This window comes from Micromonospora sp. NPDC005324, from assembly GCF_040607155.1.
GTDB lineage: Bacteria > Actinomycetota > Actinomycetes > Mycobacteriales > Micromonosporaceae > Micromonospora > Micromonospora trifolii.
The window spans coordinates 82,207-106,672 of the sequence record NZ_JBEXGE010000024.1; the positions used below are offsets into that span (position 1 = coordinate 82,207).

At 71.1% G+C, this 24,466-nt stretch carries 23 protein-coding genes; 18 read left to right on the top strand and 5 right to left on the bottom strand.

The window, feature by feature from the left end; genetic code table 11:
* Nucleotides 1-17: 17 nt before the first annotated feature.
* The 10 genes from ABZS40_RS23805 to ABZS40_RS23850 all read left to right on the top strand — a co-directional run bounded on the left by ABZS40_RS23805 (nucleotide 18) and on the right by ABZS40_RS23850 (nucleotide 7,937).
* Nucleotides 18-815: a fumarylacetoacetate hydrolase family protein gene (locus ABZS40_RS23805; protein ID WP_354945592.1), complete on the top strand. Its 798-nt coding sequence runs from the start codon at nucleotides 18-20 to the stop codon at nucleotides 813-815.
* Nucleotides 812-1,747, top strand: coding sequence for an acetaldehyde dehydrogenase (acetylating) (locus ABZS40_RS23810; RefSeq protein ID WP_354945593.1), 936 nt, complete (start codon nucleotides 812-814; stop codon nucleotides 1,745-1,747). Before ABZS40_RS23805 ends, ABZS40_RS23810 begins: the two co-directional genes overlap by 4 nt.
* Complete coding sequence (gene dmpG, locus ABZS40_RS23815) at nucleotides 1,744-2,808, top strand: 4-hydroxy-2-oxovalerate aldolase (RefSeq protein WP_354945595.1); 1,065 nt, start codon at nucleotides 1,744-1,746, stop codon at nucleotides 2,806-2,808. Before ABZS40_RS23810 ends, dmpG begins: the two co-directional genes overlap by 4 nt.
* The gene (locus tag ABZS40_RS23820; RefSeq protein WP_354945596.1) at nucleotides 2,805-3,578 is read left to right on the top strand and encodes a fumarylacetoacetate hydrolase family protein; all 774 of its coding nucleotides are present in this window, start codon (nucleotides 2,805-2,807) and stop codon (nucleotides 3,576-3,578) included. Before dmpG ends, ABZS40_RS23820 begins: the two co-directional genes overlap by 4 nt.
* Nucleotides 3,575-3,997, top strand: a complete 423-nt coding sequence (locus ABZS40_RS23825) for a RidA family protein (protein WP_354945598.1) — start codon at nucleotides 3,575-3,577, stop codon at nucleotides 3,995-3,997. The genes ABZS40_RS23820 and ABZS40_RS23825 overlap by 4 nt, the downstream gene beginning before the upstream one ends.
* Nucleotides 3,994-4,518: a 3-hydroxyanthranilate 3,4-dioxygenase gene (locus tag ABZS40_RS23830; RefSeq protein WP_112669228.1), complete on the top strand. Its 525-nt coding sequence runs from the start codon at nucleotides 3,994-3,996 to the stop codon at nucleotides 4,516-4,518. Before ABZS40_RS23825 ends, ABZS40_RS23830 begins: the two co-directional genes overlap by 4 nt.
* Nucleotides 4,518-5,525, top strand: coding sequence for an amidohydrolase family protein (locus ABZS40_RS23835; protein ID WP_354945599.1), 1,008 nt, complete (start codon nucleotides 4,518-4,520; stop codon nucleotides 5,523-5,525). The genes ABZS40_RS23830 and ABZS40_RS23835 overlap by 1 nt, the downstream gene beginning before the upstream one ends.
* Before the next feature lie 182 nt (nucleotides 5,526-5,707).
* Complete coding sequence (locus ABZS40_RS23840; RefSeq protein WP_354945600.1) at nucleotides 5,708-7,171, top strand: amidase; 1,464 nt, start codon at nucleotides 5,708-5,710, stop codon at nucleotides 7,169-7,171.
* A gap of 75 nt (nucleotides 7,172-7,246) precedes the next feature.
* Entirely contained in the window at nucleotides 7,247-7,543 is a 297-nt protein-coding gene (locus ABZS40_RS23845; RefSeq protein ID WP_112584149.1) for a hypothetical protein, read from the top strand.
* A complete protein-coding gene (locus tag ABZS40_RS23850; RefSeq protein ID WP_354945602.1) occupies nucleotides 7,530-7,937 on the top strand; it encodes a DUF5130 family protein in 408 nt (135 codons plus the stop codon). Before ABZS40_RS23845 ends, ABZS40_RS23850 begins: the two co-directional genes overlap by 14 nt.
* Nucleotides 7,938-8,013: 76 nt before the next feature.
* On the opposite strand, the gene ABZS40_RS23855 is transcribed toward ABZS40_RS23850, so the two are convergent.
* The 3 genes from ABZS40_RS23855 to pepN form a co-directional block, all read right to left on the bottom strand.
* Complete coding sequence (locus tag ABZS40_RS23855) at nucleotides 8,014-8,202, bottom strand: hypothetical protein (protein WP_354945603.1); 189 nt, start codon at nucleotides 8,200-8,202, stop codon at nucleotides 8,014-8,016.
* A 52-nt stretch (nucleotides 8,203-8,254) separates the two neighbouring features.
* Nucleotides 8,255-11,527 carry an RHS repeat-associated core domain-containing protein gene (locus tag ABZS40_RS23860; RefSeq protein ID WP_354945605.1) on the bottom strand — a complete coding sequence of 1,091 codons (3,273 nt, stop codon included), beginning with the start codon at nucleotides 11,525-11,527 and terminating at the stop codon, nucleotides 8,255-8,257.
* A 251-nt stretch (nucleotides 11,528-11,778) separates the two neighbouring features.
* A complete protein-coding gene (gene pepN / locus ABZS40_RS23865; protein ID WP_354945607.1) occupies nucleotides 11,779-14,328 on the bottom strand; it encodes an aminopeptidase N in 2,550 nt (849 codons plus the stop codon).
* A 221-nt stretch (nucleotides 14,329-14,549) separates the two neighbouring features.
* On the opposite strand from pepN, the gene ABZS40_RS23870 reads away from it, so the two are divergent.
* The 4 genes from ABZS40_RS23870 to ABZS40_RS23885 all read left to right on the top strand — a co-directional run bounded on the left by ABZS40_RS23870 (nucleotide 14,550) and on the right by ABZS40_RS23885 (nucleotide 17,728).
* Nucleotides 14,550-15,176: a disulfide bond formation protein DsbA gene (locus tag ABZS40_RS23870; RefSeq protein WP_354945608.1), complete on the top strand. Its 627-nt coding sequence runs from the start codon at nucleotides 14,550-14,552 to the stop codon at nucleotides 15,174-15,176.
* A 192-nt stretch (nucleotides 15,177-15,368) separates the two neighbouring features.
* Nucleotides 15,369-15,884, top strand: a complete 516-nt coding sequence (locus ABZS40_RS23875) for a hypothetical protein (RefSeq protein ID WP_354945609.1) — start codon at nucleotides 15,369-15,371, stop codon at nucleotides 15,882-15,884.
* Between the two features lie 89 nt (nucleotides 15,885-15,973).
* On the top strand, nucleotides 15,974-17,173 hold the full coding sequence (locus ABZS40_RS23880) for a DUF1015 family protein (protein WP_354945610.1): 1,200 nt from the start codon (nucleotides 15,974-15,976) through the stop codon (nucleotides 17,171-17,173).
* A gap of 87 nt (nucleotides 17,174-17,260) precedes the next feature.
* Nucleotides 17,261-17,728, top strand: coding sequence for a ribose-5-phosphate isomerase (locus ABZS40_RS23885; protein ID WP_238680810.1), 468 nt, complete (start codon nucleotides 17,261-17,263; stop codon nucleotides 17,726-17,728).
* Nucleotides 17,729-17,739: 11 nt separating this feature from the next.
* Here ABZS40_RS23885 and ABZS40_RS23890 read toward each other — a convergent pair whose 3' ends face one another.
* Nucleotides 17,740-18,081, bottom strand: coding sequence for a hypothetical protein (locus ABZS40_RS23890; RefSeq protein ID WP_354945611.1), 342 nt, complete (start codon nucleotides 18,079-18,081; stop codon nucleotides 17,740-17,742).
* Between the two features lie 139 nt (nucleotides 18,082-18,220).
* Here ABZS40_RS23890 and ABZS40_RS23895 point away from each other — a divergent pair, with 139 nt between their 5' ends.
* A complete protein-coding gene (locus ABZS40_RS23895; RefSeq protein WP_354945612.1) occupies nucleotides 18,221-18,766 on the top strand; it encodes a hypothetical protein in 546 nt (181 codons plus the stop codon).
* Nucleotides 18,767-18,933: 167 nt separating this feature from the next.
* Here ABZS40_RS23895 and ABZS40_RS23900 read toward each other — a convergent pair whose 3' ends face one another.
* Complete coding sequence (locus ABZS40_RS23900) at nucleotides 18,934-19,698, bottom strand: class I SAM-dependent methyltransferase (RefSeq protein WP_354945614.1); 765 nt, start codon at nucleotides 19,696-19,698, stop codon at nucleotides 18,934-18,936.
* 70 nt (nucleotides 19,699-19,768) lie between these two features.
* Here ABZS40_RS23900 and ABZS40_RS23905 point away from each other — a divergent pair, with 70 nt between their 5' ends.
* From ABZS40_RS23905 to fxsT, 3 genes are read left to right on the top strand one after another with little or no spacing between them, the layout of a single operon-like run.
* Nucleotides 19,769-20,200 (top strand): CU044_2847 family protein, encoded by a 432-nt coding sequence (locus tag ABZS40_RS23905; protein WP_354945615.1) that lies wholly within the window; start codon nucleotides 19,769-19,771, stop codon nucleotides 20,198-20,200.
* Between the two features lie 57 nt (nucleotides 20,201-20,257).
* Complete coding sequence (locus ABZS40_RS23910; RefSeq protein ID WP_354945616.1) at nucleotides 20,258-21,232, top strand: trypsin-like peptidase domain-containing protein; 975 nt, start codon at nucleotides 20,258-20,260, stop codon at nucleotides 21,230-21,232.
* Nucleotides 21,229-24,429 (top strand): FxSxx-COOH system tetratricopeptide repeat protein, encoded by a 3,201-nt coding sequence (gene fxsT / locus ABZS40_RS23915; protein ID WP_354945617.1) that lies wholly within the window; start codon nucleotides 21,229-21,231, stop codon nucleotides 24,427-24,429. The genes ABZS40_RS23910 and fxsT overlap by 4 nt, the downstream gene beginning before the upstream one ends.
* The last annotated feature ends 37 nt before the right edge of the window (nucleotides 24,430-24,466 follow it).

Sequence of the window (24,466 nt, forward strand, 5' to 3'; positions counted from 1 at the left end):
GTAGCGAGGGAGCCGGCATGGAAGCTGACATCGAGGCCGCCAACCGGGAGCTGGCCGACGCCCGCAGCACCGGCAAGCCGTGCGCGCCGCTCCGGGGCCGGCTGCTGCCGGAGGGCGACGTCGAGGCCGCGTACCGGGTGCAGCAACTCCAGGCGCGGGCCTGGCAGGGCCGCGGCGAACGCCGGGTCGGCGCGAAGATCGGGTTGACCTCCCGGGCCGTGCAGGAGACCTTCGGGGTGTTCCAACCGGACTTCGGCATGCTGACCGACGCCATGGCGGTCGGCGACGGGGTCGAGGTGCCCATCGACCGGTTGCTCCAGCCCCGCGTGGAGGCGGAGATCGCCTTCGTGCTCGACAAGGATCTCCCGAACCCGCAGCTCACCACCGTCGACCTGATCCGCGCGGTCGACCACGTGCTGCCGGCGATCGAGATCGTCGACTCCCGGATCGCCGCCTGGGACATCTCCATCGTGGACACTGTCGCCGACAACGCCTCCAGCGGGCTCTTCGTGCTCGGCACCACGCCGCGCCGGCTCGCCGACGTGGACCTGCGACTGTGCGGAATGGTGCTGGAGCACTCCGGTGAGCCGGTGTCGGTGGGCGCGGGCGCCGCCTGCCTGGGCAACCCGCTGCACGCCCTGCAGTGGTTGGCCGGCACCCTGGCCCGCGCCGGTGACCCGCTGCGCGCAGGGGACGTGGTGCTCTCCGGGGCGCTCGGTCCGATGGTGCCGGTCACGCCGGGTGCCGCGTACGAGGCCCGGATCTCCGGGCTCGGCTCGGTGCGCACATCCTTCAGCGACAGGGGCGGCCAGTGACCACCAACGTGGCGGTACTGGGATCGGGAAACATCGGCACGGACCTCATGATCAAAGTGTTGCGGCTCAGTGAGAGCCTGCGCATGGTGGCGATGGCCGGCATCGACCCGGCCTCCGACGGCTTGGCGCGCGCTCGCCGCCTCGGCGTCGCCACCACGGCCGACGGCGTGGACGGGCTCGTCGCGCTGCCCGAGTTCGCCGACGTCGAGCTGGTGTTCGACGCCACCTCGGCCGGCGCGCACCGACGCCACGACGAGGTGCTGCGCGCCCACGGCCGCACCGTGGTCGACCTGACCCCGGCCGCGCTCGGCCCGTACGTGGTGCCGCCGGTGAACCTCGACGAGCACCTGCACCAGCCCAACGTCAACATGGTGACCTGCGGCGGGCAGGCGACAGTGCCGATCGTCGCCGCGGTACGCCGGGTGACCCCGGTGGCGTACGGGGAGATCGTCGCGTCGATCGCGTCGAAGTCCGCCGGGCCGGGCACCCGAGCCAACATCGACGAGTTCACCGAGACCACGGCCCGTGCCATCGAGGTGGTGGGCGGGGCCGAGCGGGGCAAGGCGATCATCGTGCTGAACCCGGCTGACCCGCCGCTGCTGATGCGCGACACCGTCTACTGCCTCTGCCCGGACGCCGACGCCGACACCGATGCCATCGCCGCCTCGGTGGCCGAGATGGTGGCGGCCGTGCAGGAGTACGTCCCCGGCTACCGGCTCAAGCAGGACGTGCAGTTCGACCGGGTAGAGGCGTACCTGCCGTCGCTCGGGCGGCGGCTCACCGCCCTCCAGGTGTCGGTCTTCCTGGAGGTCTCCGGGGCCGGGCACTACCTGCCCGCGTACGCCGGCAACCTGGACATCATGACCTCGGCCGCGCTGCGCACCGCGGAACGGCTGGTCGCCCTGCGTTCTTCGGAGGTGGCCGCGCCATGACCGAGCTGTACATCCAGGACGTGACGCTGCGCGACGGCATGCACGCCATCGCCCACCAGTACACGGTCGACCACGTACGCACCATCGCCGCCGCGTTGGACGCCGCCGGGGTGGCCGCCATCGAGGTGGCGCACGGTGACGGCCTCGCCGGCTCCAGCGTCAACTACGGCCACGGTGCCGCCAGCGACGCGGAGTGGATCTCGGCGGCTGCCGAGGTGCTGACCACTGCGAAACTGACCACCCTGCTGTTGCCGGGCATCGGCACGATCGCCGACCTGAAGGCCGCGAAGGCGCTCGGGGTGACCAGCGTCCGGATCGCCACCCACTGCACGGAGGCGGACATCTCGGCCCAGCACATCTCCTGGGCCCGGGAGAACGGCATGGATGTGGCCGGGTTCCTGATGATGTCGCACATGTTCGATCCGGCCGGGCTCGCCGGGCAGGCCAAGCTCATGGAGTCGTACGGGGCGCACTGCGTCTACGTCACCGACTCCGGCGGCCGGCTGCTGATGTCCGACGTGGCGCAGCGGGTCGACGCGTACCGGCAGGTCCTCGCCCCGGAGACGCAGATCGGCATCCACGCGCACCACAACCTGTCGCTCGGGGTGGCCAACAGCGTGCTCGCCGTCGAGCACGGGCGGGTCACCGGGTCCGCGCCGGTCGGCCCCGACGCGGTGCACGGCCGGACCGTCCGCGTCGACGCCTCCCTCGCGGGCATGGGCGCGGGCGCCGGAAACGCCCCGTTGGAGGTCTTCGTCGCGGTCGCCGAGCTGCACGGCTGGAAGCACGGCTGCGACGTGTTCGCGCTGATGGACGCCGCCGACGACATCGTCCGCCCGCTCCAGGACCGGCCGGTCCAGGTGGACCGGGAGACGCTGTCCCTGGGGTACGCCGGGGTCTACTCCAGCTTCCTGCGGCACGCCGAGCGGGCCTCCACGAAGTACGGCGTGGACGTCCGGTCGATCCTGGTCGAGCTGGGCCGCCGCCGGATGGTGGGCGGCCAGGAGGACATGATCGTCGACGTGGCACTCGACCTGGCCGAGAAGGAGCAGCACCCATGATCGACGTAGACGTCGTGGGGATCGCCGACAAGCTGGGCGCGGCGGCCGACACCGCCACCGCGATCCCGCAGCTCGCCGCCGAGACCGGCCTCGACGTGGACACCGCGTACGCCGTGCAGGCCGCGCTGCTGCAACGTCGGCTGAACGCCGGTGAGCGGTTGGTCGGGTTGAAGATGGGGCTGACCAGCAGGGCGAAGATGGCCCAGGTCGGCGTGGACGAGGTGATCTGGGGGCGGCTCACCAACGCGATGCGGGTGCCCGACGGCGGTGCCGTGGACCCGGCCGCGTACATCCATCCCCGGGTCGAGCCGGAGGTGGCGTTCCTGCTGGACCGGTTGCCCGAGCCGGGCGAGCCGGTCGGCGACTTCGCCGCGGCGGTCCGCGCGGTCGCCCCGGCCATCGAGTTGATCGACTCCCGGTACGCGGACTTCCGTTTCTCGCTGCCGGACGTGATCGCTGACAACACCTCGGCCGCCGCCTTCGTGATCGGGCCGTGGTCACCGGTGCCGGCGGGGCTGGACAACCTGGGTGTGCTGCTGCAGGTCGACGGGCGGGTGGCGCAGGTCGGCTCGACGGCGGCGATCCTCGGTGATCCGCGCCGGGCGCTCGACGAGGGCATCCGGCTGGCGGGCCGGCACGGGGTGCGGCTGGAGTCCGGCTGGGTCTTCCTGGCCGGTGCCGCCACCGCCGCTGTGCCGCTGCGCCCCGGCGCCCACGTCCGTGCCGTCGTCGAGAAGCTCGGCACGGCCTCGCTGCGGGCGTCGTCGTGACCGCCCGGGTGGTCGCCGGGAAGGCCGTCCCGCGGGGGGCCTTTCCGCACGTCAAGGTCGCCGGTGGGTTCGTCTTCGTCTCCGGTACGTCGTCGCGGCGCGCGGACAACACGTTCGCCGGTGTCGAGGTGGACGGGTTCGGCACCACCAACCTCGACGTCCGGGTGCAGACGCGGGCTGTCGTCGAGAACGTGCGGGACCTGCTGCGTTCGGTCGGCGCGGACCTCGCCGACCTGGTCCAGGTGACGACGTACCTGGTCAACATGAACGACTTCGGTGGTTACAACGAGGTGTGGGCGGAGTTCTTCGACGCCTCCGGACCGACCCGTACGACGGTGGCGGTGCACCAGTTGCCGCACCCGCACCTGCTGATCGAAATCCAGGCCGTGGCCCTTCTTCCCTCGGGAGGTCAGTCGTGAGTGAGATCGCCGAGCCGTTCAGCTTTCCGGGCTGGATCGCTGACAACCAGCACCTGTTGAAGCCCCCGGTGGGCAACAAGGAGATGTTCCCCGGCGGGGACGACTTCATCGTGATGGTGGTGGGCGGGCCCAACCAGCGCACCGACTTCCACGTGGACCCGTACGAGGAGTTCTTCTACCAGGTCAAGGGCAACATGCACATCAACCTGGTCACCCCGGAAGGGCCGCGCACTGTGCACGTGCGCGAGGGTCAGATGTGGATGCTGCCGCGTAACACCCCGCACTCGCCGCAGCGGCCGGAGGCCGGCTCGATCGGCGTGGTCGTCGAGCGGGTCCGCGAGGAGGGCACGCTGGAGACGTTCCAGTGGTACTGCCCGGAGTGCGGCAGCAAGGTGCACGAGGTCGAGTTGCAGGTCCGCGACATCGCCGCCGATCTGCCCCCGGTGTTCCAGGCGTTCTACGCCGACGAGCAGGCACGCACCTGCGCCAACTGCGGCACCCTGCACCCGGGCAAGGGCTGATGCCCGCAGGCGTGGTCGACGTGCACACGCACGTCGTACCGAAGGGTTGGCCGGACCTCGGCGCGGCGTGCGGCGGGTCCGGCTGGCCGTGGTTGCGGGTCGACTCCGAGCGTGCCGCCATGATCATGGTGGGGGAGACGGAGTTCCGCCCGGTCGGCGCCGAGTGCTGGGACGCCTCGCGCCGACTGGCCGACATGGATGCCGACGGCGTGGCCGTGCAGGTGGTCTCGCCCACCCCGGTCTTCTTCAGCTACGACCGCCCGGCGGACCAGGCGGTGAAGGTCGCCCGGATCTTCAACGACCTGACCCTGGAGGTCACCGCGGCCGGAGGTGACCGACTGGTTCCGTTCTGCCAGGTGCCGCTCCAGGACCCGGACGCCGCCTGTGCCGAGCTGGACCGCAGCCTCGCCGCCGGGCACGTGGGCGTGGAGATCGGCAACCACGTCGGCGACCGGGACCTGGACGACGCCGGCGTGGTCACCTTCCTCCAGCACTGCGCCGAGGTGGGCGCACCCGTCTTCGTACACCCGTGGGACATGCCCGGCGGGCCGCGACTGGACCGTTGGATGGCCCGTTGGCTCACCGGGATGCCCGCCGAGACGCACCTGTCGGTGCTGGCGATGATCCTCGGCGGGGTCTTCGACCGGGTGCCTGAGACGCTGCGGATCTGCTTCGCGCACGGCGGCGGCAGTTTCCCGTTCTGGCTCGGCCGCGCCGACAACGCCTGGCACCGCCGGGGCGACCTGGTCCGGGGCGCGTCCGCCGGCCCGCCCAGCAGCTACCTCGACCGGTTCAGCGTCGACTCGGTGGTCTTCGCGCCGCCCGCCCTGCGGCTGCTTGTCGACACGCTGGGGGAGGATCGGGTGCTGGTCGGCAGCGACTACCCATACCCGCTGGGCGAACGGCCGGCCGGCGCGGTCGTCCGCGACGCCGACTTCCTCACCGATGACCAGCGCGCCAAGCTCCGGTCCGCCAACGCTCTGCGTTTCCTGCACGGCGGGCGCTGACGGCGTACCCCTGCTTCGTTGCCTTTGCTCTGCTTCAACCCACGCAACATCGTGTGTCCGGTAATCGGACGTCTGCCGTTGCGTCCGTTGAAGCAGAGCAAAGGGCATCCAACAGGGGTGCGGTGGCGGCGCCAACGACGTGTCGGCCGGTATCGACCGCTCCCAGCGGGCAGGATGACGGGATGGCCGAGCCGCACGATCTGACCGCGCTGGAGCAGGCCGCCGCGATGACCCGCGGCGAGCTGTCCAGCGTCGAGGTGGTCGAGCATTCTCTGCGCCGGGTGGCGGCGCTCGGCGACACAGTGGGCGCGTTCGTCACCGTCACACCGGACCTCGCCCGGCAGGCGGCGCGCGCCGCCGACGCGGTGCCGAACGAGGCGCGCGGCCCCCTGCACGGGGTGCCGACCGCGATCAAGGACCTGACGCTCACCGCCGGGGTCCGCACCACCTTCGGTTCGGCCGCCTTCTTCGACTTCGTCCCGCCGGTCGACGCCGACGTGGTCCGGTTCATCAAGGCCGCCGGTCTGGTCAGCCTGGGCAAGACGACCACCTCGGAGCTGGGCTGTTCGCTCTACTCGGAGGGTCGGGTCGCGCCGCCGGCCCGCAACCCGTGGCAGTTGGCGTACACGGCCGGCGGGTCCAGCGGCGGCGCGGCGGCGGCGGTGGCGGCCGGGCTGGTCCCGGTCGCCCAGGGGTCCGACGGCGGTGGGTCGCTGCGCATCCCGGCGTCGCTCTGCGGCCTGGTCGGCTACAAGCCCAGCCGGGGCCTGGTCTCCGGCGGGCCGATCGGCTCGGGCGCGTTCGGCCTGCCCACCAGCGGCCCGCTCGGACGGACGGTCACCGACGTCGCCGCGCTGCTCGACGTCATGGCCGTCCCGGTCCCCGGTGAGCCCTACCTGCCGCCGCCCGCGCCGCCCGGCGGCTATCTGGCAGTCGCGCGCCGGGCCGAGCCCGGCCGGCTACGGATCGGCCGGTTCACCACGCCGATGCTCGCCGACGAACCGGTGCACCCCGACTGCGTGGCCGCCGTGGACCGGGCCGCCGCGCTGCTCACGGCTGCCGGTCACGAGGTGGTCGAGGTGCCGCCGCCGCTCGGGCCGGCGGCGTGGCCGCTGTTCGAGATCCTCTGGTACGTGCTGGCGCTCTCCCCGGTGCCGCCGCAGCGGGAGGCGGAGCTGCTGCCGTTGACCCGGCTGCTCAGGGCCCGGGGCGCCGAACTCTCCGCCGGCACCCTGGCCGCCACCCTCGGGGAGTTGCAGGCGCAGGTCCGCCTCGGCACCCGCCGCACCGCCGGCTGCGACCTGCTCCTCTGTCCCACCCTGGCCGCCCCGCAGGCGCCCGTCGGCTGGTTCACCGCCGACGCGGACCCGGCCGCCGACTTCGACCGGCAACGTCGGTTCTCGCCCTACTGCGCCATCTTCAACGTCACCGGTGATCCCTCCGTCTCCCTGCCGCTGGGCACCACGACCGACGGGCTGCCCGTCGGGGTGCTGCTCACCGGCCGGTACGGCGACGACGCGCGGCTTATCGCTACCGCTGCGCAACTGGAGAACTCCAGTGACGGATGGGATCGGCACCCCGCAATCTGGCGGGCCGTCGACTCCGCTAACGTGAATGGCGACGGAGTCGGGCGGTCGGCAGCGTGATCGTCCATCCGACCCGGTTGTTCACTGTCGTCCTTCTTCCGCCTGGGGGCGTTGGGATTGTCTGTTACCGAGACGTTGCTGGTCTTCGTCGGCATCCCGTTGGCCGCGGTGCTGGTCATCGCCGGCCTGTCGTACGCCGGTAGCCGCGGGGGTGCCACCGGCGGTGGCGGTGGCGCCAAGCGCTACCGTCCGGGCCGGCCCTTCGACTTCACTCCGGTCTGGTTCCTGGGCCGTCCGGAGCAGCTGGCCGACTCGGCCGGCACCGCGCTGACGGCGGGGGCGCAGGCGCCCGCGCTGACCAGCCACAAGCTTGAGCAGGCCAGCGTCGAGGCGCCGGCCGGTGGAACCGGAGGCGCAAGTGACCGTTGGTGAGAAGCAGACCGGGTCGGAGAATCCGCCCGAGGTGCTCGACGGGCCGTTCTCGACCCGCCAGCTGCTGCGCATCGACGAGGCCCTGCGCCTGGCCGACCAGGGCACCGGCCTGGTCTTCTCGGTCTTCGTCGGCGGTCTCGACGAGCCGATCCGGGAGCACGCCCAGCGGCTGCACCGTCAGCTCGCCGAGCCCGACAAGTCGGTGCTGATCGCCGTGTCGCCCAACCAGCGGCAGCTGGAGATCATCACCGGGCGGTACGCCCGCAAGCGCATCCCCGACACGTACGCCAAGCTGGCCGCGCTCTCGATGGTCGGCGCGTTCAGCGGCGGTGACCTGGCCGGCGGCATCATCAACGGCCTCGACCAGCTCGCCAGCCACGCCGGCAAGGGCTGACCCAGTCGTACGACGAACCCCGGCCCGCTGATCGCGGACCGGGGTTCGTGGCGTGCTGGTCGACCGCCGCGCGTCGTCAGCGCTGGCCACTCCGGGACCGGAGTCGGGTGAGCGCGAGGGCGAGCGGGACGGTCACCACCGCGCTGACGGCGACCCAGCTGACCAGCGCGACCCAGATCGGGCTGTCGTTGAGCACAGCCAGCAGGATGCACACCGGCAGCAGCGCCAACACCGCCGCGACCACCGGTCGTCGTGACGTTCTCATCTGCGTGTCCTCCTTCGTCACTGTGTCGACCACTACCCGTGACCTCGCTTCGTCAGTCCTCGTCGGCCTCGTCGGTCAGGTACTTGGTGACGACGCCACCGACGCAGCCGCCCACCGCACCGAGGGCCCCGCCGGCCAGCGCGCCGGCGACCCCGCCGGCCGCCCCACCGATCGCCCCGGTGATGAGACCGCCGGCCGCACCGATCGCGCAGGACTCGCCGTAGTCGACTTCCAGGCCGGTGGGGTCGAGGTAGTTCACCGGGTTCGCGGCGGCGTAGGCGTACCGGTTGCCGGTGGCCGGGTCTCCGATGAAGGCGAGGCTGTCCTGCTGGGTGAAGCGACCCGTCGCCGGGTCGTACCAGCGACGGCCGAACTTGGTGAGGTCGTCGCTGCGCAGGCCAGCGGCGAATCCGAGAGCGTTCTCCTCGGTCTCGTCGCCGTTGTCGACGGTCTTGACCACCTTGCCGTACGGGTCGTAGGTGTAGGAGGCCGCCAGTGAACCGTCGTACTTGACGAGGGCCACCACCGATCCGAGTCCGTCGAGGACGTAGAAGTAGTGGTGGAAGACCCCGTTCGTCTTCGCCCGGAAGCCCAGCGGAGTGCCGAGCTGGTCCCGCTCGACGTAGTGCCTGCTGTACGAGCTGGGCACCGTGTAGCTCTGCAGCGTCGGCTGGCCGTTCTGATCGTCCAGCCCGTAGAGGTACCGGTGCTCGAACGACGGGGTGGTCTTCCAACCGAGCTCGATCTGGTCGGGTCCGCTGAACTCCCAGGTCACCGACGCGTTCGTCGAATCCTTGCCGCTGGTGAGCTGTCCTGCGGCGTTGTAGACGAAGGAGCGGGCGGCCGACCCGTTCTTCTGGTTGCCGACCGCGTCGTAGCTGTAGCCGGAACTGGTGATCTGGTTGCCGGCGTTGTACGTCAGCGTCTGCGTGGTGGTGCCGTCCACCTTGACCGAGGTGCGGTTGCCGTTGCTGTCGTAGGCGTAGTCGTAGGTCCTGCCGTCGATGCTGGTGGCCTTGGTGAGCCGGTTGCCCTGGTCGTAGGTGTAGAGGCTGACCGCGCCGCCGCGGTGGTGGTCGGTCTGCCACTGCCGCAGGCCGGAGTCGTCGGTCTTGGCGGTCGAGCAGGCGGCGGTGCCGACTCGCTTGGCGTAGCAGTAGGAGACGTCGAAGACGGTGCTGGCCGTGCCGGACTGCCAGCGCTTGCTGGTGGTACGGGTGATCCGTCCGGACTGGTCGTACCCGGTGACCGTCTCGGCCACTGTCACCGAGGAGACGGCAAGTTTGGTCGAGGTCCGCCGCCCGTCGTCGTCGTAGCCGAAGGTGTAGGTGCCGTTGGCGGCGACCAGCTTGGTGAGCAGGTTGCGGGCGTTGTACGTGTAGAGCGAGCTGCCCCGCTGGTCGCGCAACTCGACGAGGTTGCCGACCGGGTCGTAGACGTACTGGTGGGTGGCCTGACGGCCGACCAGCCGGTTGAGCCGATCGTGCGCGAAGTTCTGGTATCCGTTGCCGTCCTCTCGGGCGTAGACGTTGCCGGCGGCGTCGTAGGTGTACGAGACGTCGGGCGTCGCGTCCGAGTAACTGATCTTCGTGACCCGGTCGTTCGTGTCGTAGTCGAGGTGAGTGGTGCGCCCGGCGCCGTCGACGGCCTCGTGCACCCGGCCGAACTCGTCGTAGTTGATCGTGCGGACGCCCAGCGAGGTGCCACTCGGGGGGGTCACGGAGATCAGCTGCTTGTTGGAGTCGTACTGGTAGGTGGTCTTGTTCGTGCCGTTGCCCGGATCGGTCGAGGACTTCACAGTGCCGTCGCTGTTGTACTCGATCTTCGCCTCGGCGGCCTGGGCGTCCTTCGAGGACAACCGGTTGCCCGCCCCGTTGTACGTGTAGGCGCTGCTGTTGCCCTGCGCGTCCGAGCTGGACGACGGTTGGAAGTTGGCCGTCGGATTGGTGGGTGTGGCGGAGTTCGCGTACGAGTAGGCGATGTCCGCGCCGGTCGGCGCGGCAGAGCCGGTCAGAGACTGCCCGCCGTTGGCCGCGTACCCGTTACTGGTGACGCCACCCGTGCCGTTGGTGGAGGTCAGCACGTCGTTGTACGGCGTGTAGGAGTTCTCCCGCGTCTTGCCCTCCGGGTCGACGGCCTTGGTCACCCGCTTGTCGGAGTTGATCGTGTAGGTGGTGCGCGGCACGGAGGTGACCGGCTGCGACTGGTTGGTGTTGGCGTCGGCGATCAGCGTCTGCGTGGCGGACGGATACGCCCAGCGGGTGACGGCGGTCGCTCCCGGCGCGTCCTCCTCGTCGATGACCCGCTGGATCGAGGTGACCCGGTGCGCGGAGTCATAGGTGAGGGTGGCGACGGAACCCACGTCCGAACCCCTGATCCCGCTGGAGATCTTCGTGATCCGGTGTGACGAGTCGTAGACGAAGCGGACGTCGTCCTCGGTCAGTGAGCAGATCTCGGTGAGATCGCCGTTGGCGTTGTACGCGTACTCGATGCGCCGGTACAGGCCGCCGTCGCCGTGCTGCTCGATCTTCGAGATGTAGCCGTGGCTGCCGTAGAGCACAGTCGCCGTGCGCACGGCCTGGGTGCCCCGGTCGGAGACGACAGTGGTCAGTCGACCGTTGCCGTCGTAGGCGTAGTCGGTGACGTTGTCGTTGCGGTCCAGGCTGCGGTCCAGCAGCCCGGTGGAGGTGAAGTAGAGCCGCCGCCCGCTCTCGTGCTCGGTCAGCTTCCAGCCCGAGCCGTCGGTGGCGAGGGTCGCCTTGAACTCGTTCGGCGTGGTGTAGCCGGACCCGTTGGGCGTGAACCGTCCGACCACCCCGTCCGAGGCGACGTAGGTGACGGAGTTGTCGTCGGCCTTGATCAGCTTCACGTCCACGCCGGTGCGGGTCCGCCAGCCGTGACCGAGCGATCCGGTCGACAGCCCGCTGCCGGTGAGCAGGCTGTTGTAGGCGGAGCCGAGAACGAGGTCACGGTTGATGCCGGGCAGTACCAGGTCGGTGCTGCGGATGAGCAGGTTGCCCGAGCCGGTGTTGACCTCAGCGGTCACCCGGTCGGTCAACGCGAAGCTGGTGAACGAGCCGTTGCGGACCGGGCCGGTGCCGACCGGCACCGAGATCGGGCCGGCGAGCATGCTGACCGGTGCGCTCGACGGGCCCAGCGCGATTGCGGCGGACGAGCCGGGTGAGCCCGGTTGTGCCGGCGCCGCGCTGCGTCCGGCGGCGGACTCCGGGCGACTGAGTGCGGCGCTGGCGGGCGCCGTCGGTACCGTGAGGACCGATGCGGTGACGATCAGTAGTGTCCAGAACGCGCGATGGCGTAAGGCCACGGTTTTCCTCCCCGTGCGTTGGTGACGACAACGCACAAGATCGTCACACATCGATTACTTGATGCGCGGCAACCGTTCGGATCTTTTGTCGGGAAGCCGGAAAGTTTCGTCGATGCGTATCAATGCGGATGACCGCGTGTTATTGGCCGGTCACAGAAGCGACCAAAGCCGGATCTTCGGACGGGACCGAGAAACGACCCGGGGCCGGCGCGGGCTCACACCCACGCCGGCCCCGGGCCGGACAACGCTGCTCAGGCGCCCTGGGCGTCCTTCGCGCGGGCCTTCAACGCCCGCACCACACCGTCGCGGCCCTCGGCCACCAGCCGACGCAGCGGGGCGGGGTGCCCGTCACCGGCCAGCCACGCGTCGGTTGCCGCCACCGTGTCGTCCTCCACCAGGTAGGTCGGGTACGCCAGCTGGGCGAACTCCTGCGCCGGCTCGCTGTCCCGGGTGGCCCACACCTGCCCGACCGCCGCGAAGTACCGCTCCCGGTACGGGGCGACCAGATCCACCTGCGCCGGGTGGGCGAAGCCCTGCAACAGCGCCCGGTGCCGCCAGTTGGGCAGCGCGTCCGGGCCGGTGAGCAGGGCCCACACGGCGGCCTTGTTCTCGGCCGTCGGCATCAACGCGTGCGCGTACGCGGCCTCCCGCTCGCCGCTGGCCGTGCGGTCGCTGCTCAGCTCCGCCTCGATCTCGGCGGCGCCGGCGGCACCGTTGGCCACCAGCGCGGCGAGGACCGACCAGCGCAGCTCGGTGTCGACGGTCAGCCCGGCCGGCATGCCGGTGCCGTCCAACCAACCGCGCAGCGTCGCCAGGTCTTCCTCGGAGCGGACCGCCGAGGTGAACGCCCGGGCCCAGGCCAACTGAAACCCGCTGCCAGGCTCGGCGGCCGCGAGTGCGTCGCGGGCGGTACGGGCCAGGTCGGCCCAGCCGGTCGGCGCCCAGGCCGGGTCGGCGTACAGGGTGAGCGCTGTGGTCGCCTGCCGCAGGGTGGCGGTGACCAGGTTGATGTCGGTCTCCGCGGGCAGCCCGCTCAGCGTCAGCGCCACGTAGTCGCGGGCGGACAGCTCGGCGTCGCGGATCATGTCCCAGGCGGCGGTCCAGCAGAGCGCGCGGGCCAGCGACGAGTCGAAGCCGCCGATGTGCTGCACCACTGTCGCCATCGAACGCTCGTCGAGGCGCAGCTTGGTGTAGCTGAGGTCGTCGTCGTTGAGCAGCAACACGTCGGCCGCCCGGACGCCACGCAGCGGGGCGAGATCGGTGTGCTCGCCGGTCACGTCGACCTCGTACCGCTCCCGACGAACCAGTCGCCCGTTGGTCAGGTCGTACAGGCCCACGCCGATCCGGTGGGTGCGCAGCGTCGGGTACGCCGCTGGCGCCTCCTGCCGCACCAGCACCTGCTCGTACGTGCCGTCGGCCCCGATGGTCACCTCCGGCCGCAGCGTGTTGACCTGCGCGGTCTCCAACCACTGCGCGGCGAACTTGCGCAGCTCCCGCCCGGACGCGGCCTCCAGCTCGGTGAGCAGGTCGTCGAAGGTGGCGTTGCCCCAGGCGTGCTTGCCGAAGTAGGCCCGCAGCCCGGCCACGAACGGCTCCTCACCCACGTACGCGACGAGCTGCTTGAGCACGCTCGCGCCCTTGGCGTAGGTGATGCCGTCGAAGTTGACCTCCACGGCCTCCATGTCCGGCATCTCGGTGTAGACCGGGTGGGTGGAGGAGAGCTGGTCCTGCCGGTAGCCCCAGTTCTTCCGGATGGACAGGAAGGTCGTCCACGCCTCGGTGAACCGGGTCGCGTTGGTGTTGCACCAGTGGCTGGCCCACTCGGCGAACGACTCGTTCAGCCACAGGTCGTTCCACCAGCGCATGGTGACCAGGTCACCGAACCACATGTGGGCCAGTTCGTGCAGGATCGTGTTGGCCCGCTGCTCGTACTCGAAGTCGGTGACCTGCGAGCGGAACAGGTAGTGCGACTCGGCGTGCGTCACGCAGCCGAAGTTCTCCATCGCGCCGGCGTTGAAGTCGGGCACCCAGAGCTGGTCGTACTTCGGCAGCGGGTAGCGCACCCCGAACTTCTCGTGGAAGAAGTCGAAGCCCTGCTTGGTGACCAGGAACAGGTCGTCGGAGTCGAGGTACTGTGCCATCGACGCCCGGCAGAACACCCCCAGCTCGATGCCGTCGTGCGAGTCGCGCACCTCGTGGTACGGCCCGGCGCACATCGCCGTGATGTAGGTGCTCATCCGGGGCGACTCGGTGAAGTGCAGCGTCTTGAGCGCCTCACCCGCCGGCTCCTCCCGCTGCACCGGCATGTTGGAGACCGCCCGCCAGTGCGCCGGCACTGTGACGTGCCAGGTGTAGACGCTCTTCAGGTCGGGCTGGTCGAAGCAGGCGAACACCCGCTGCGCGTCGGCCGTCTCGAACTGGCTGTAGAGGTACGTCTCGCCGTCCACCGGGTCGACAGTGCGGTGCAGACCCTGACCGCTGTTCGAGTAACCGAAGTCGGCCTCGACCACCAGGACGTTGTCGCTGTCCAACCCGGACAGGGTCAGGCCCTTCTCGGCGGACCAGTCGGAGAGGTCGACGGGCGTGCCGTTGAGCGTGGCGGACCGCACCGAATCGGCGGCCAGCTCGATGAAGGTGCTCGCGCCCGGTTCGGAGCAGCGGAACCGGACCTCGGTCGTCGAGGAGAACGTGCGGCCGTCGGCCGCCAGCACGGCGCTGGACAGGTCCAGACTGATCTCATACCCCGTCACGTTGAGCAGGCGGGCCCGCTCGGTCGCCTCGACCTGCGTCAGGTTGCGCACTCCCGGCACTGTTCGTCTCCATCCCACATGTCGCCGTACGCCCGGCGGCGCCCGTTCGCCTACCGCTCGTGACGGCTGGCCCGATTCGAGTCTTCCATGTACGGGCAGCCCGCGGTGGCCGAGGTCACGCTCTCATTCGGGTGCCGGTCGATGCGCTGCGGGGTGAAGATTCTCCTCAGACGCCGACCTGTCGGCGTCACCCGTCGCGAAGGGATCTCACCGTGACCGAACGTGTCACCGCCGACATGTGGTTCGACCCGGCCTGCCCGTGGGCCTGGATCACCTCTCGCTGGCTGCTCGAGGTCGAGCAGATCCGGGATGTGGACATCCGCTTCCACGTGATGAGCCTGGCCGTGCTCAACGACGGCCGGGACGAGCTGCCCGAGGAATACAAGGAGTTCCTGAAGACCGCCTGGGGCCCGGTGCGGATCTGTATCGCCGCCGAGCAGCTCCACGGCAACGACGTGCTGCGCCCGCTCTACACCGCGCTCGGCACCCGGATCCACCTGCAGAAGCAGGAGCGGGGTCCGGAGCTGTACGTGGCCGCGCTCACCGAGGCCGGCCTCGACCCGGCGCTGGCCGCGGCCGCCGACAGCACCGACTACGACGAGGCGCTGCGGGCCAGCCACGAGGCGGGCATGCGCCCGGTCGGGCAGGACGTGGGCACTCCGGTCGTGCACGCGCCCGGCCCGGACGGCGCCCCGGTCGCGTTCTTCGGCCCGGTGATCACTCCGGCTCCGAAGGGGGAGGCCGCCGGCCGACTCTGGGACGGCGTGCTGCTGGTCGCCGGCACCCCGGGCTTCTACGAGCTCAAGCGCACCCGCGAGCAGAGCCCGATCTTCGACTGAGCGACGACCACCGCGCCCCCGTCCGTGCTTCGTCAGTCGCGCGGACGGGGCGTGTCGCGTCCGACGCGCAGTGCGGGCTCCGGGTTGTCGCACGGTCGTGGCGTCACCGGGAGGCGGGCGGCGTCGTTTCCCTCGGTGTCCGCCGCAGCGACCCGCAGGGCCGCACGCCGCAGTTCGTGGAGGCAAATCCCGATGGCCAAGCACCGTGCGTCCGGTGACGATCAGTTGACCCGGCAGGGGGTGATCGAGACTCCCGGCGCGGACTACTGGTCCGTTGACGACTCCCGTTGGCCGACGGTCCGCCCGGACCTGCCCGCCCACCTGGTGGATCTGCTCGCGCCGCCCATCGTGGTGGGCGTGGCGCGGGTCCCGGTGACCTCCCGGCTCACCGCGCCCGCGTCGATCGACCCACTGGCGTCGCCCGTCGACGCCGTGCCGGTCGACGCGCCGGCGCTGGTGCCGTCGGGGGCGGCACCGGCCGAACCGGCGCCCCCGCCGCCGGCTCCGGCTCCTCCGCGCCCGGTGCCGACGCCGCCGCTGAGCCCGCGGCCCGTTCCCACGCCTCCTCCCGACCGTCCCGTGCCGGGGCCGCCCGCGTCGCCCCGCCGCGCCCTGAACACCGGACCGATCGGGTCCGGTCGGCGTGGCAACGGTGGGCCGGCGAGCGCGGGCAAGCACCGCCGGGGCACCTCCGACCGCGCCGGCTGACCACCTGGGCCCCACAGGGCGCTTTCATCTGGTGGACGCCCCGCGGGTCCCCGTCGGCGGCGACACCGTCGCCGGTAGCGTCAGTGGGCATGACGGTCGTGCATCCGATCACCCGGGCCTGGGTCACCACTGGCGGCACCGGCGCGCAGAACTACGACGAGTTCGCCGACGACGCGGAGATCACCGCGATCATCGAGTCGAACCCGCACAGTGCTCTCGGCATCGAGATGCCGCACCGCGCCCCGCAGAGCGTGGGCACGTCGTTCCTCGACGCGCTGCCGGACGCGGTGGCCCGCCTCGGCGAGGCCAAGGCCGACGGCAGTTACACCCCCGCCGAGCAGGTGGTGGTGCTCTACCGGATCAGCGCGCCTGGCGACGAGCCGGCGTACGGGCTGTTCGCGATGGTGGACACCGACCAGATCTCCACCCGGGCAGACGAGCCGGGCCTGGTCATCCGCAACGAGGACGTCTTCATCGCCAAGGTGCGCGAGCGGGTCGCGCTGGCCGACGCGCTGGGCCACCTGCTCTCACCCGTACTCCTGCTCCAGACCGGGCGTGGTGACGAGTTGCACGCCGCGCTCGCGGCGGCGACCGACACTGCCGGCGCGCCCGCCGCGACGGACACCGACCAGGCGGGGCGCACGCACGCCATCTGGCTGCTCGGCCCCGGCCCGGAGCAGGCCACGCTGACAGCTCTCGCCGGCGGCGGGGACCTGGTCGTCGCGGACGGCAACCACCGCAGCCTGGCCGCGCAGACCGGCGGGCTGCCGCGCTTCCTGGCCGTGGTCACCACCCCCGCGTCGGTCGCCATCCAGCCGTACAACCGGCTGGTCAGTGAGCTGACCACCACCCCGGCCGAGCTGCTCGACCGGCTGCGGGCCGCGGGCGCCGCTGTCGAGCCGATCGACGGCCCGGTCGAGGTCCCGGCGGCCGGTGGCACCGTGCACCTCCGCCTCGACGGCCAGGGGTACGCGGTGCGCCTGCCCGCCACCGCCGGCGCCCGCCTGGAAAACCTGGACCACGCCCTGGTCGAGCGGCTGGTGCTGCGCGACGCGCTCGGTCTGGACCCGGGTGACAAGCGGATCACCTACGTCGGCGGTGACTACCCGGCGAGCTGGCTCACCGGTGAGGTCGACACCGGGCGGGCCGAACTGGCCATCCTGATCGCACCGGTGACCGTGGCGGATTTCGTCGCGGTCAATCTGGCCAGGGAGAAGATGCCCCGCAAGAGCACCTGGTTCACCCCGAAGGCGCGCGGCGGTCTGGTCGTCGCCGAGCTGCCGCGTTGAGCGCCGTCCCCACGACCGTGTGACGAACTCGGCTCGGGGTCGCCGCCGCTGTGACGTCCCCGAGCGTGGCCTGACAGACTGCCCGGTATGCGCGTCTACCTGGGATCCGATCACGCCGGTTTCGAGTTGAAGGTGCACCTGGCCAACCACCTGGCCATGCAGGGCTACGACGTGGTCGACGTCGGCCCGCACAGCTACGACCCGGACGACGACTACCCCACGTTCTGCCTGCACACGGGCGACCGGGTGGTGGCCGACGAGACGGGCCTCGCAGTGGTCATCGGTGGCTCCGGCAACGGTGAGCAGATCGCCGCGAACAAGGTCGCCGGCGTCCGCGCCGCGCTGGCCTGGAGCGTCGAGACCGCTCAGCTGGCCCGCCAGCACAACGACGCGAACGTGGTCGCCATCGGTGCCCGCCAGCACACGCTGGACGAGGCGACCGGCATCGTCGAGGCGTTCCTGAACACGCCGTTCTCCGGCAACGAGCGGCACGCTCGTCGGATCACCCAGGTGGCCGAGTACGAGCGGACCCGCAAGCTGCCCGACCTGCCCTGATCGTGCGGCGCTCAGCGCGGCGAGCGGGGCAGCTCCTCGCGGGGCACCCAGTTCCGCCGGACGATGACCACCCGGGCTTCCGCCTCGGCCAGGTCGTCGTCGGTGGGGCGGGCCGCGTCCCGGGCCCGTAGCGCGGCGCTCAGCCCCACCTGGGACGAGCCGGAACCGACCAACCCGCGCAGCCCTCGCTCGCCGTCGCGCTCGTCGCCGCCCGTGCTCCTGCGTCGCGGCGGCGGGTCGTCACCGTCGTGCACGCCCGGCGTGCTGGCCGTCGGGCCGTCGGCACCCGGTCTGGCCGTCTCGGTGTCGGCGTGGTGGCGCAGCCGTCGCCGTCGTCGGTCGCTGTCACCCATGAGCCGACCGTACCCTGGCCGGGTCTGATCCGGCACCGTCGCGGGGCCTCGCGCCCCGGCCGGGGTCGGCGACCGATTTGCCGGCTGGCTACCCTCGAATCCAGGCGGTGCTGTTGCCGTCGGTCAGGGGGAGGACGAGATGGCAGACCAGACGCAGCCGTGGGCGGAGCGGACCGTGGAGGTGCCACCGCAGGCCGGCGTCGGGGTGCCGCCGCAGCGTGACGGGTTCCGCCGGGGTGTCGCTCCGGTGGGTGAGCCACGCACGCCGCGGACGGAGCCGTTCCCGGTGGTCGGGCAGGAGCCGACCGGCACCGGTTGGCCCGGTGAAGCGGCGCCCCGCCGCTCGCTGAGTGCGCGGATGGCCCAGCTGCGGCGCGGCGGTGAGTGGAGCGCGGCGGCCGGCCTCTTCGCGTTCGTGTGTTGGGGGATCTGGGCGCTGTCCGGCCAGGGTGATCTGAGTGGCCCGCTGCTGGTGCTGGTGCTCAGCCTGCTGGTGGCGGTCGGCCTGTTCGCCCTGTTCCGGCTGGTCGGCCGGGTGGTGCTGGAGCGGCAGTTGGGCCGGGTCCGGCGCAGCGCCCGAGGTGCGCACCTGGCGACGGCGGTGTTCCTCGCCGGCCTCGGCGTGGCGTGGCTCCAGCAGACCGAGTGGGTCGTCTCGGCCTGGAACTGGATCTCCTCGAACTGATCGGGTGTGCACGGGCGGGCCGGTCCAGGACCGCCCACCCGTGCACCCGGTCGTCTCCCCACCAGGCAAGGTCGCCGCTTACCCGGCCGGCCGCGGTTCATCCGCGGCCGGCCGCTTCGGCTGGTACCCGTTCGGGGGGACCTGCTCTGCCCAGCGGCGCGTTCGCGTCAGTGCTTGGGCTTGTGCGCCCGGACCAGGATGCGCTGGGCGTGGGCCACGAACGGACCGTGCCGACGGATGTGGTCGTGCAGGTCGGCGAGGCGGGCCCGGTAGCGGTCCACGGTGAAGTCCGGCACCGTCCAGATGACCTTGCGGAGGAAGTGCACCACCGCTGCCACGTCGTTGAAGGTGGTCGGCAGCACTTCGTGCCGCAGCTCGTCGATGACCAGGCCGGCGGCCCGCGCTTCGGCGGCGGCACGGGCCGGGCTGCGTTCGTCGCTGACCTCGCGGGGACCGGTGAGGAACTGGGCCAGCTCCCGGTTCGAGCCGGGGCCGATCTGCTGAGCCAGGTACCGTCCACCGGGAGTGAGCACCCGCGCGATCTCGTCCCAGAGCACGACGTTGGGATGCCGGCTCACCACCAGGTCGAACGTCTCGTCGGGGAACGGGAACGGGGCGTCCTCGGCAACGTCGACCACCCGCACGCCGCGCGGTTCGAGCGCGCGCCGGGCCAGCCGGAGGTTGGGCGGCCAGTGTTCGGTGGCCACGATCACCGGCGGAAATGCCGGCACCTCGGAGAGCACCTCGCCGCCGCCGGTCTGGATGTCCAGTGCGGCGTGGGCCACCCTCATCTGGGCTGCCATGAGTTTCAGATATCCCCAGGACGGTCGCTGTTCTGTGGCGCGACCCTCGAACCAGGAAAAGCCCCAACCGTCCACGGATGCGTCAGAGCCTTCGTGGAGCAGATCCTCGAAGGTTGCCGTGTCCTGCATTCCGCCAGGCTGACAGGCCGCAGTGATGAAGGCAAGCAGATGTGCCCCGTGTCGGCGCAGGGTGCATGCAATGACTCCTGTCAGTGATCTGACACCGATTCCGAACGATCTTTCGGTGAGAATTTGTCACGTGGCGGATCTTCTTCGTTTCGAAACCGATCAGGGCGTCCTCCTCGTCGAGGAACACGCTGGCACCGATCTGGAACGGGTCGGTCTGCTCGACCGGATCCGCCCCGCCCGACAGACGCTGGAAATGGCGTTGGCCCACATCAGGCCCGCGCTCGACGCGGCGCTGGGCGTGATCCGTGGGGTGGCGGTGCGCCCCGATCAGGTGGAGGTCGAGATCGGCGTCACCCTCACCGCGGAGGCCGGCGCCGTCGTCGCCCGCACCAGCGCGCAGGGGCACCTCAAGGTCAAGCTGATCTGGACCTCACCCGTCCCCGTCCTGCCGTCGCCGGGTGAGGACGGGGCCAGCGTGCCGGAGAACGTCGCGCATGACTGACCGCAGCACCGGTCGCCGGCCGCCGCCCGTCCTGGTCGAGTGGTCGGCGGAGCACAGATGACCGGCACCCGGTCGCTCGCCGGCCGGGTGCGGATACTCGGTGGCCGATCCTCCTCGGTCGTCGGCGCGGGCATCCAGCTGACGAGTGACCTGGTGCTGACCTGCTGGCACGTCGTCGACGACGGCACCGGGGCGGACCAGCCCGGATTGCTCGTCGACACACCGAGCCACCCCGGCACCCTGGTCGCCGCCGAGGTGACCTGGTCCCGGGGTGTCGGCCCGGCGGGCGACGGCGACCTGGCGGTCCTGCGCTGCGCCACACCGCTGCCGTCCGCGCCCGCCATCCTGGCCGATCGCGGCGACGATGAGTTCGACGTGCGGATCGTGGGCTTTCCGGCCAACACCCCGGCGTCCGTCCTGGTGCTGGCGCGGGCCGTCGGTCCGGTCGACGCAAGTACCGGATGGCGTCAACTCGACCGAGTCTCCTCTGCCACGGCGGGAATCGACCGGGGGTTCAGTGGTTCCGGGGTGTACGCCTCGGATGGCGCGGTGGTGGGCATGGTGCTGGCCCGCGCGAGCGTCGGCCAGCAACTGGTCGGCTGGATGTTGCCGGTCGGGCAGTGGCCCGCCCTGCTGCCGCCCGGTCTGTTGCCGCCCACAGTGCTGCCGTCCGGTCCGCTGCCGGCCGTTGCCCGGGCGGCGCCCAGGCCGGAGCCCGCGCCGCCCTCATTCGCACAGAAGATGGCGCTGGCCCGACTGCTGGAGGAAATCCCGGTACTCCGGCACCCCGACAGCCGTCAATTGGTCATTCAGTCGCTGCCACCGCACATCAGTCGGATGGTGAACCCATTCGGACCACTGGGTCTCGACATGTTCGGCCTGATTCGGACGGGCCTAGAATACGAGGATGGGATCGCGGCTCTCTATCGCGTCCTGCTGTTGACGGAAGGGTCGGCGAGTAAGCCACTGCGGGCCTTCCGTGACCTTGCCGAGAGCCTCGGTCTGCTGACGGGTACGGAGGACAATCGGTGACGACGCCCCGGATGCCGAGCGCCCAGGTGCAAGCCATCTGCGACGCACTGCTCTCGATGAGTTCGATCAATGACGGGAACACCCGTTCGCTCTACCTCGACGAGGTGGAGGGTGAGCTGCGCAAGCGTCTGTCGGTGCCCCGGCACTCCGAGGCCCCGTACGACGTCTACCGCATCGTGCGCGCCTGCGCGCAGGAGCCCCGGGCCCTGTCGATGCTGTTGCAGGTCATCGCCAACTTCCACCCCGGTGCCAGCGCGGTCACCTCCGCCCAGCAGATCTACCTCTCCTGGCTCCTCGCGCAGTTGCTCACGGACGTCCCGCCCGAGGTGGTGACCGGGGCCGTCGCGGCGGTCGCGGATCGTCCGTTGTCACCGGAGGACCTGCCCGGCCTGGTGGACGCCGTCGGCTGGGAGCCGGTGGGTGACTGGCAGGTCCCGGCCGCCGTGGCGTTGGCGGGCCTGGTCCTCGCCGGCCTCGACTCGGACGGGAAGCCGTTGGAGCAGTGGTTGCGGGATGCGGCGGCGGGCCTGCGGCTCACCAACGCCGACCTCGACGACATGCGCGTGGCTGCGAAGGCGCACTGGACGTCGCTACGATCCCCGCACCAGGCGGCACCGGCCGAGGCCGGTGGAGAGGAACCTGAATCCGACATGCGCAGGACGATCATCATCGAGGAGACGACGCCCCAGCGATCCCGAACCCTCATTCGGGGCGGCGTCCCACCGCGCAACCTGTACTTCACCGGCCGGGAGAAGCAGCTCGTCGCGCTCGACGAGCTGCTCTCGTCACAGCACCGGGCCTCGGTGCTGCCGGAAGCGGCGCTGCGCGGTGTCGGTGGGGTCGGCAAGACCCAGCTCGCGGTCGAGTTCGCCTACCGGTACGCGGACCGTTACCAGCTGATCTGGTGGATGGCCGCCGAGGATCTCAGTGCGCTGCGTACGTCGATCGCGGCCCTCGGCGAGCGGCTCGGCCTGGCGGCGAGCGCCAGCCTGGAGCAGACCGTGCGGACGGTCCTCGACTCCCTGTCGACGAGTTCGCTCAGTTGGCTGCTGGTCTACGACAACGCCGACGATCCGCACGAGTTGGCTCCGCTCATGCCCTCGTCGAATCTCGTCGGGGAACGCGGCCACGTCCTCGTCACGTCGCGGAACATGGCCTGGTCGGCGAGCGCGCTGACCCTGGACGTCGACGTGTTCACCCGGGCCGAGAGCGTGGAACTGCTGCTCAAGCGGCGTCCCGCGACCAGCGCTGACGACGCCCGCCGGCTCGCCGCGGAACTCGGCGACCTGCCGCTCGCCCTGGAACAGGCCGCCAGTTGGCTGCTCACCATGCTGTCGTCGGTCGACGAATACCTCGTCGACCTCAAGGAACACGCCAGAGAGCTGCTGGGTGAGGGTCAGCCCCGGCAGTACCGGGGCACCGTGTTGACTGTGGTGTCGATGGCGCTGGCCGCGGTACGCGAGCAGAATCCCGCCGCCGCGCAGCTGATCCAGCTACTCGCCTTCCTCAGCCCCGACCCGATCCCGATGCGCCTGCTCTGGGAGGGGCGCCGCGCCGGGTTGGACGAACCGCTGCGCACCAGCCTCCAGGAGCGCAACGACATAGCCCGGGCCATCCGGCAACTGGCGTCGCTCGGGCTCGCGAAGGCGGACAATGCCGGCCGGCACGTACAGGTGCACCGGCTGGTGCAGGCGGTCATCCGGGAGGGGCTGGCCGAGCAGGGCGACGACAGCCCGCTGACGAACGCCCGCCGGCTGCTGGCCGCCGCAAACCCGGGCTTCCCCGACGACCGGAGCACCTGGCCCCGCCACGCCGACATCGCGCCCCACGTCCGCGTCGCCGGCCTGATCCACGGTGACCTCGACGCCCGCCGGACGGCGATGGACCAGCTGCGCTACATCTACAACCTGGGTGACTTCGAGGGCTGTCGGGACTTCGCGGAGGAGATCCTGGCCGCCTGGGACCAGCCCGGTCCAGACGGCCAGCGCAGCGGCGATCCGCTGACCCTGCTGGCGATGCGACGGTACGCGGACGCCCTGCGGTTGCTCGCCGATCCACGCGCTGCCGAGTTCGGCCTCGAAGCGCTGGAGCGGATGCGGACGAGCCTCGGTGAGGAGCACGAGTACACACTGGGTGCGGCGAACAGCGTCGGCGCGGACCTGCGGCGGATCGGCGACTTCGCGGCCGCAGCCGACCTGGACCGGCGCAACCTCGACGTGCACCGCCGGGTGCTCGGCGACGGGCATCCGAGCACGCTGCGGGTGATGAACTCGATGGCGATCAACCTTCGCCTGATCGGTGACTTCGAAGGGGCGTACGACCTCAACCTCGAAGTGGCGCGGCACGCCGGTGCGGCCGCCGAGGACGGCTCCTACGCGCTGGTGCTGGCCCAGGAGGCCCAGGCGCGCGACCTCTACCTCCTGGGCCGGTACGCCGACGCGCTGGAACTGCTGGACACCTCCCTGCCGGTGCAGCGGTCGCTGCTGGGTGCCGAGCACCTCACCGTGCTGCGCGCCACCTGCATCCACATCGCCTGCCTGCGCAAGACCGGGCGGCTCGACGCCGCCGTGAGCGAGGGCGCGGCCAACTACCGGCTGGTGACCCGCCGCTTCGGCACCGACCATGTGCTGGCCGCGGAGGCGGGCATGACCTGCGCCAACGCCATGCGCGCAGCGGGCGACGCGACTCAGGCGTACGCCCTGGCCGCCCAGGGGCACGCCACCTTCCGAGCCGTCTTCGGGGAGCGGCATCCGGTCACGCTCTGCGCTGCGGTCAACCTCGGGGTGATCCTGCGGGCCCGCAACTTCGACCGTGAGGCGCGGGAGTTGGGTGCGGCCACCTTGCAGGCGATGGGCGAGGCGTTGCCGCCCACCCATCCGTACCTGCTGAGCGCGCGCTCCGCGCAAGCGATCAACCTGGTCCGGTCGCACCGGCTGGAGCAGGCGCAGGTGCTCTCCGCGGCGATCCTCGAGGACTCGCGTCGCCTGCGCGGGCCGGGGCATCCGTACACGCTCTACTGTGCGGTCAACGCGTCGGTCGATCTCATCGAGGTTGGCGAGGAGGCGCGGGGCCGCGAGCTGCTCGACGAGGCCGCCGCCGCGCTGGAGGCGTTGTTCGGGCCGGACCATCCGGAGGTGGACGCCGCGCGGGGTCAGCGGCGCATCGAGTGCGACATCGAAACCGTCGGGCTGACCTGACGCCTCGCCCACCGGCGGCGGCCACGCGCGAGCCGCG

Bases quoted from the DNA above. Each gene is read 5' to 3' on its own strand.
- ABZS40_RS23805 (WP_354945592.1), top strand. From the start codon at position 18: ATGGAAGCTGACATCGAGGCCGCCAACCGGGAGCTGGCCGACGCCCGC.
- ABZS40_RS23835 (WP_354945599.1), top strand. From the start codon at position 4,518: ATGCCCGCAGGCGTGGTCGACGTGCACACGCACGTCGTACCGAAGGGT.
- ABZS40_RS23885 (WP_238680810.1), top strand. From the start codon at position 17,261: ATGCGCGTCTACCTGGGATCCGATCACGCCGGTTTCGAGTTGAAGGTG.
- ABZS40_RS23910 (WP_354945616.1), top strand. From the start codon at position 20,258: ATGACCGGCACCCGGTCGCTCGCCGGCCGGGTGCGGATACTCGGTGGC.
- ABZS40_RS23875 (WP_354945609.1), top strand. From the start codon at position 15,369: ATGGCCAAGCACCGTGCGTCCGGTGACGATCAGTTGACCCGGCAGGGG.
- ABZS40_RS23840 (WP_354945600.1), top strand. From the start codon at position 5,708: ATGGCCGAGCCGCACGATCTGACCGCGCTGGAGCAGGCCGCCGCGATG.
- ABZS40_RS23855 (WP_354945603.1), bottom strand. From the start codon at position 8,202: ATGAGAACGTCACGACGACCGGTGGTCGCGGCGGTGTTGGCGCTGCTG.
- ABZS40_RS23820 (WP_354945596.1), top strand. From the start codon at position 2,805: ATGATCGACGTAGACGTCGTGGGGATCGCCGACAAGCTGGGCGCGGCG.
- ABZS40_RS23890 (WP_354945611.1), bottom strand. From the start codon at position 18,081: ATGGGTGACAGCGACCGACGACGGCGACGGCTGCGCCACCACGCCGAC.
- ABZS40_RS23905 (WP_354945615.1), top strand. From the start codon at position 19,769: ATGACTCCTGTCAGTGATCTGACACCGATTCCGAACGATCTTTCGGTG.
- ABZS40_RS23900 (WP_354945614.1), bottom strand. From the start codon at position 19,698: ATGCAGGACACGGCAACCTTCGAGGATCTGCTCCACGAAGGCTCTGAC.
- ABZS40_RS23880 (WP_354945610.1), top strand. From the start codon at position 15,974: ATGACGGTCGTGCATCCGATCACCCGGGCCTGGGTCACCACTGGCGGC.
- dmpG (WP_354945595.1), top strand. From the start codon at position 1,744: ATGACCGAGCTGTACATCCAGGACGTGACGCTGCGCGACGGCATGCAC.
- ABZS40_RS23895 (WP_354945612.1), top strand. From the start codon at position 18,221: ATGGCAGACCAGACGCAGCCGTGGGCGGAGCGGACCGTGGAGGTGCCA.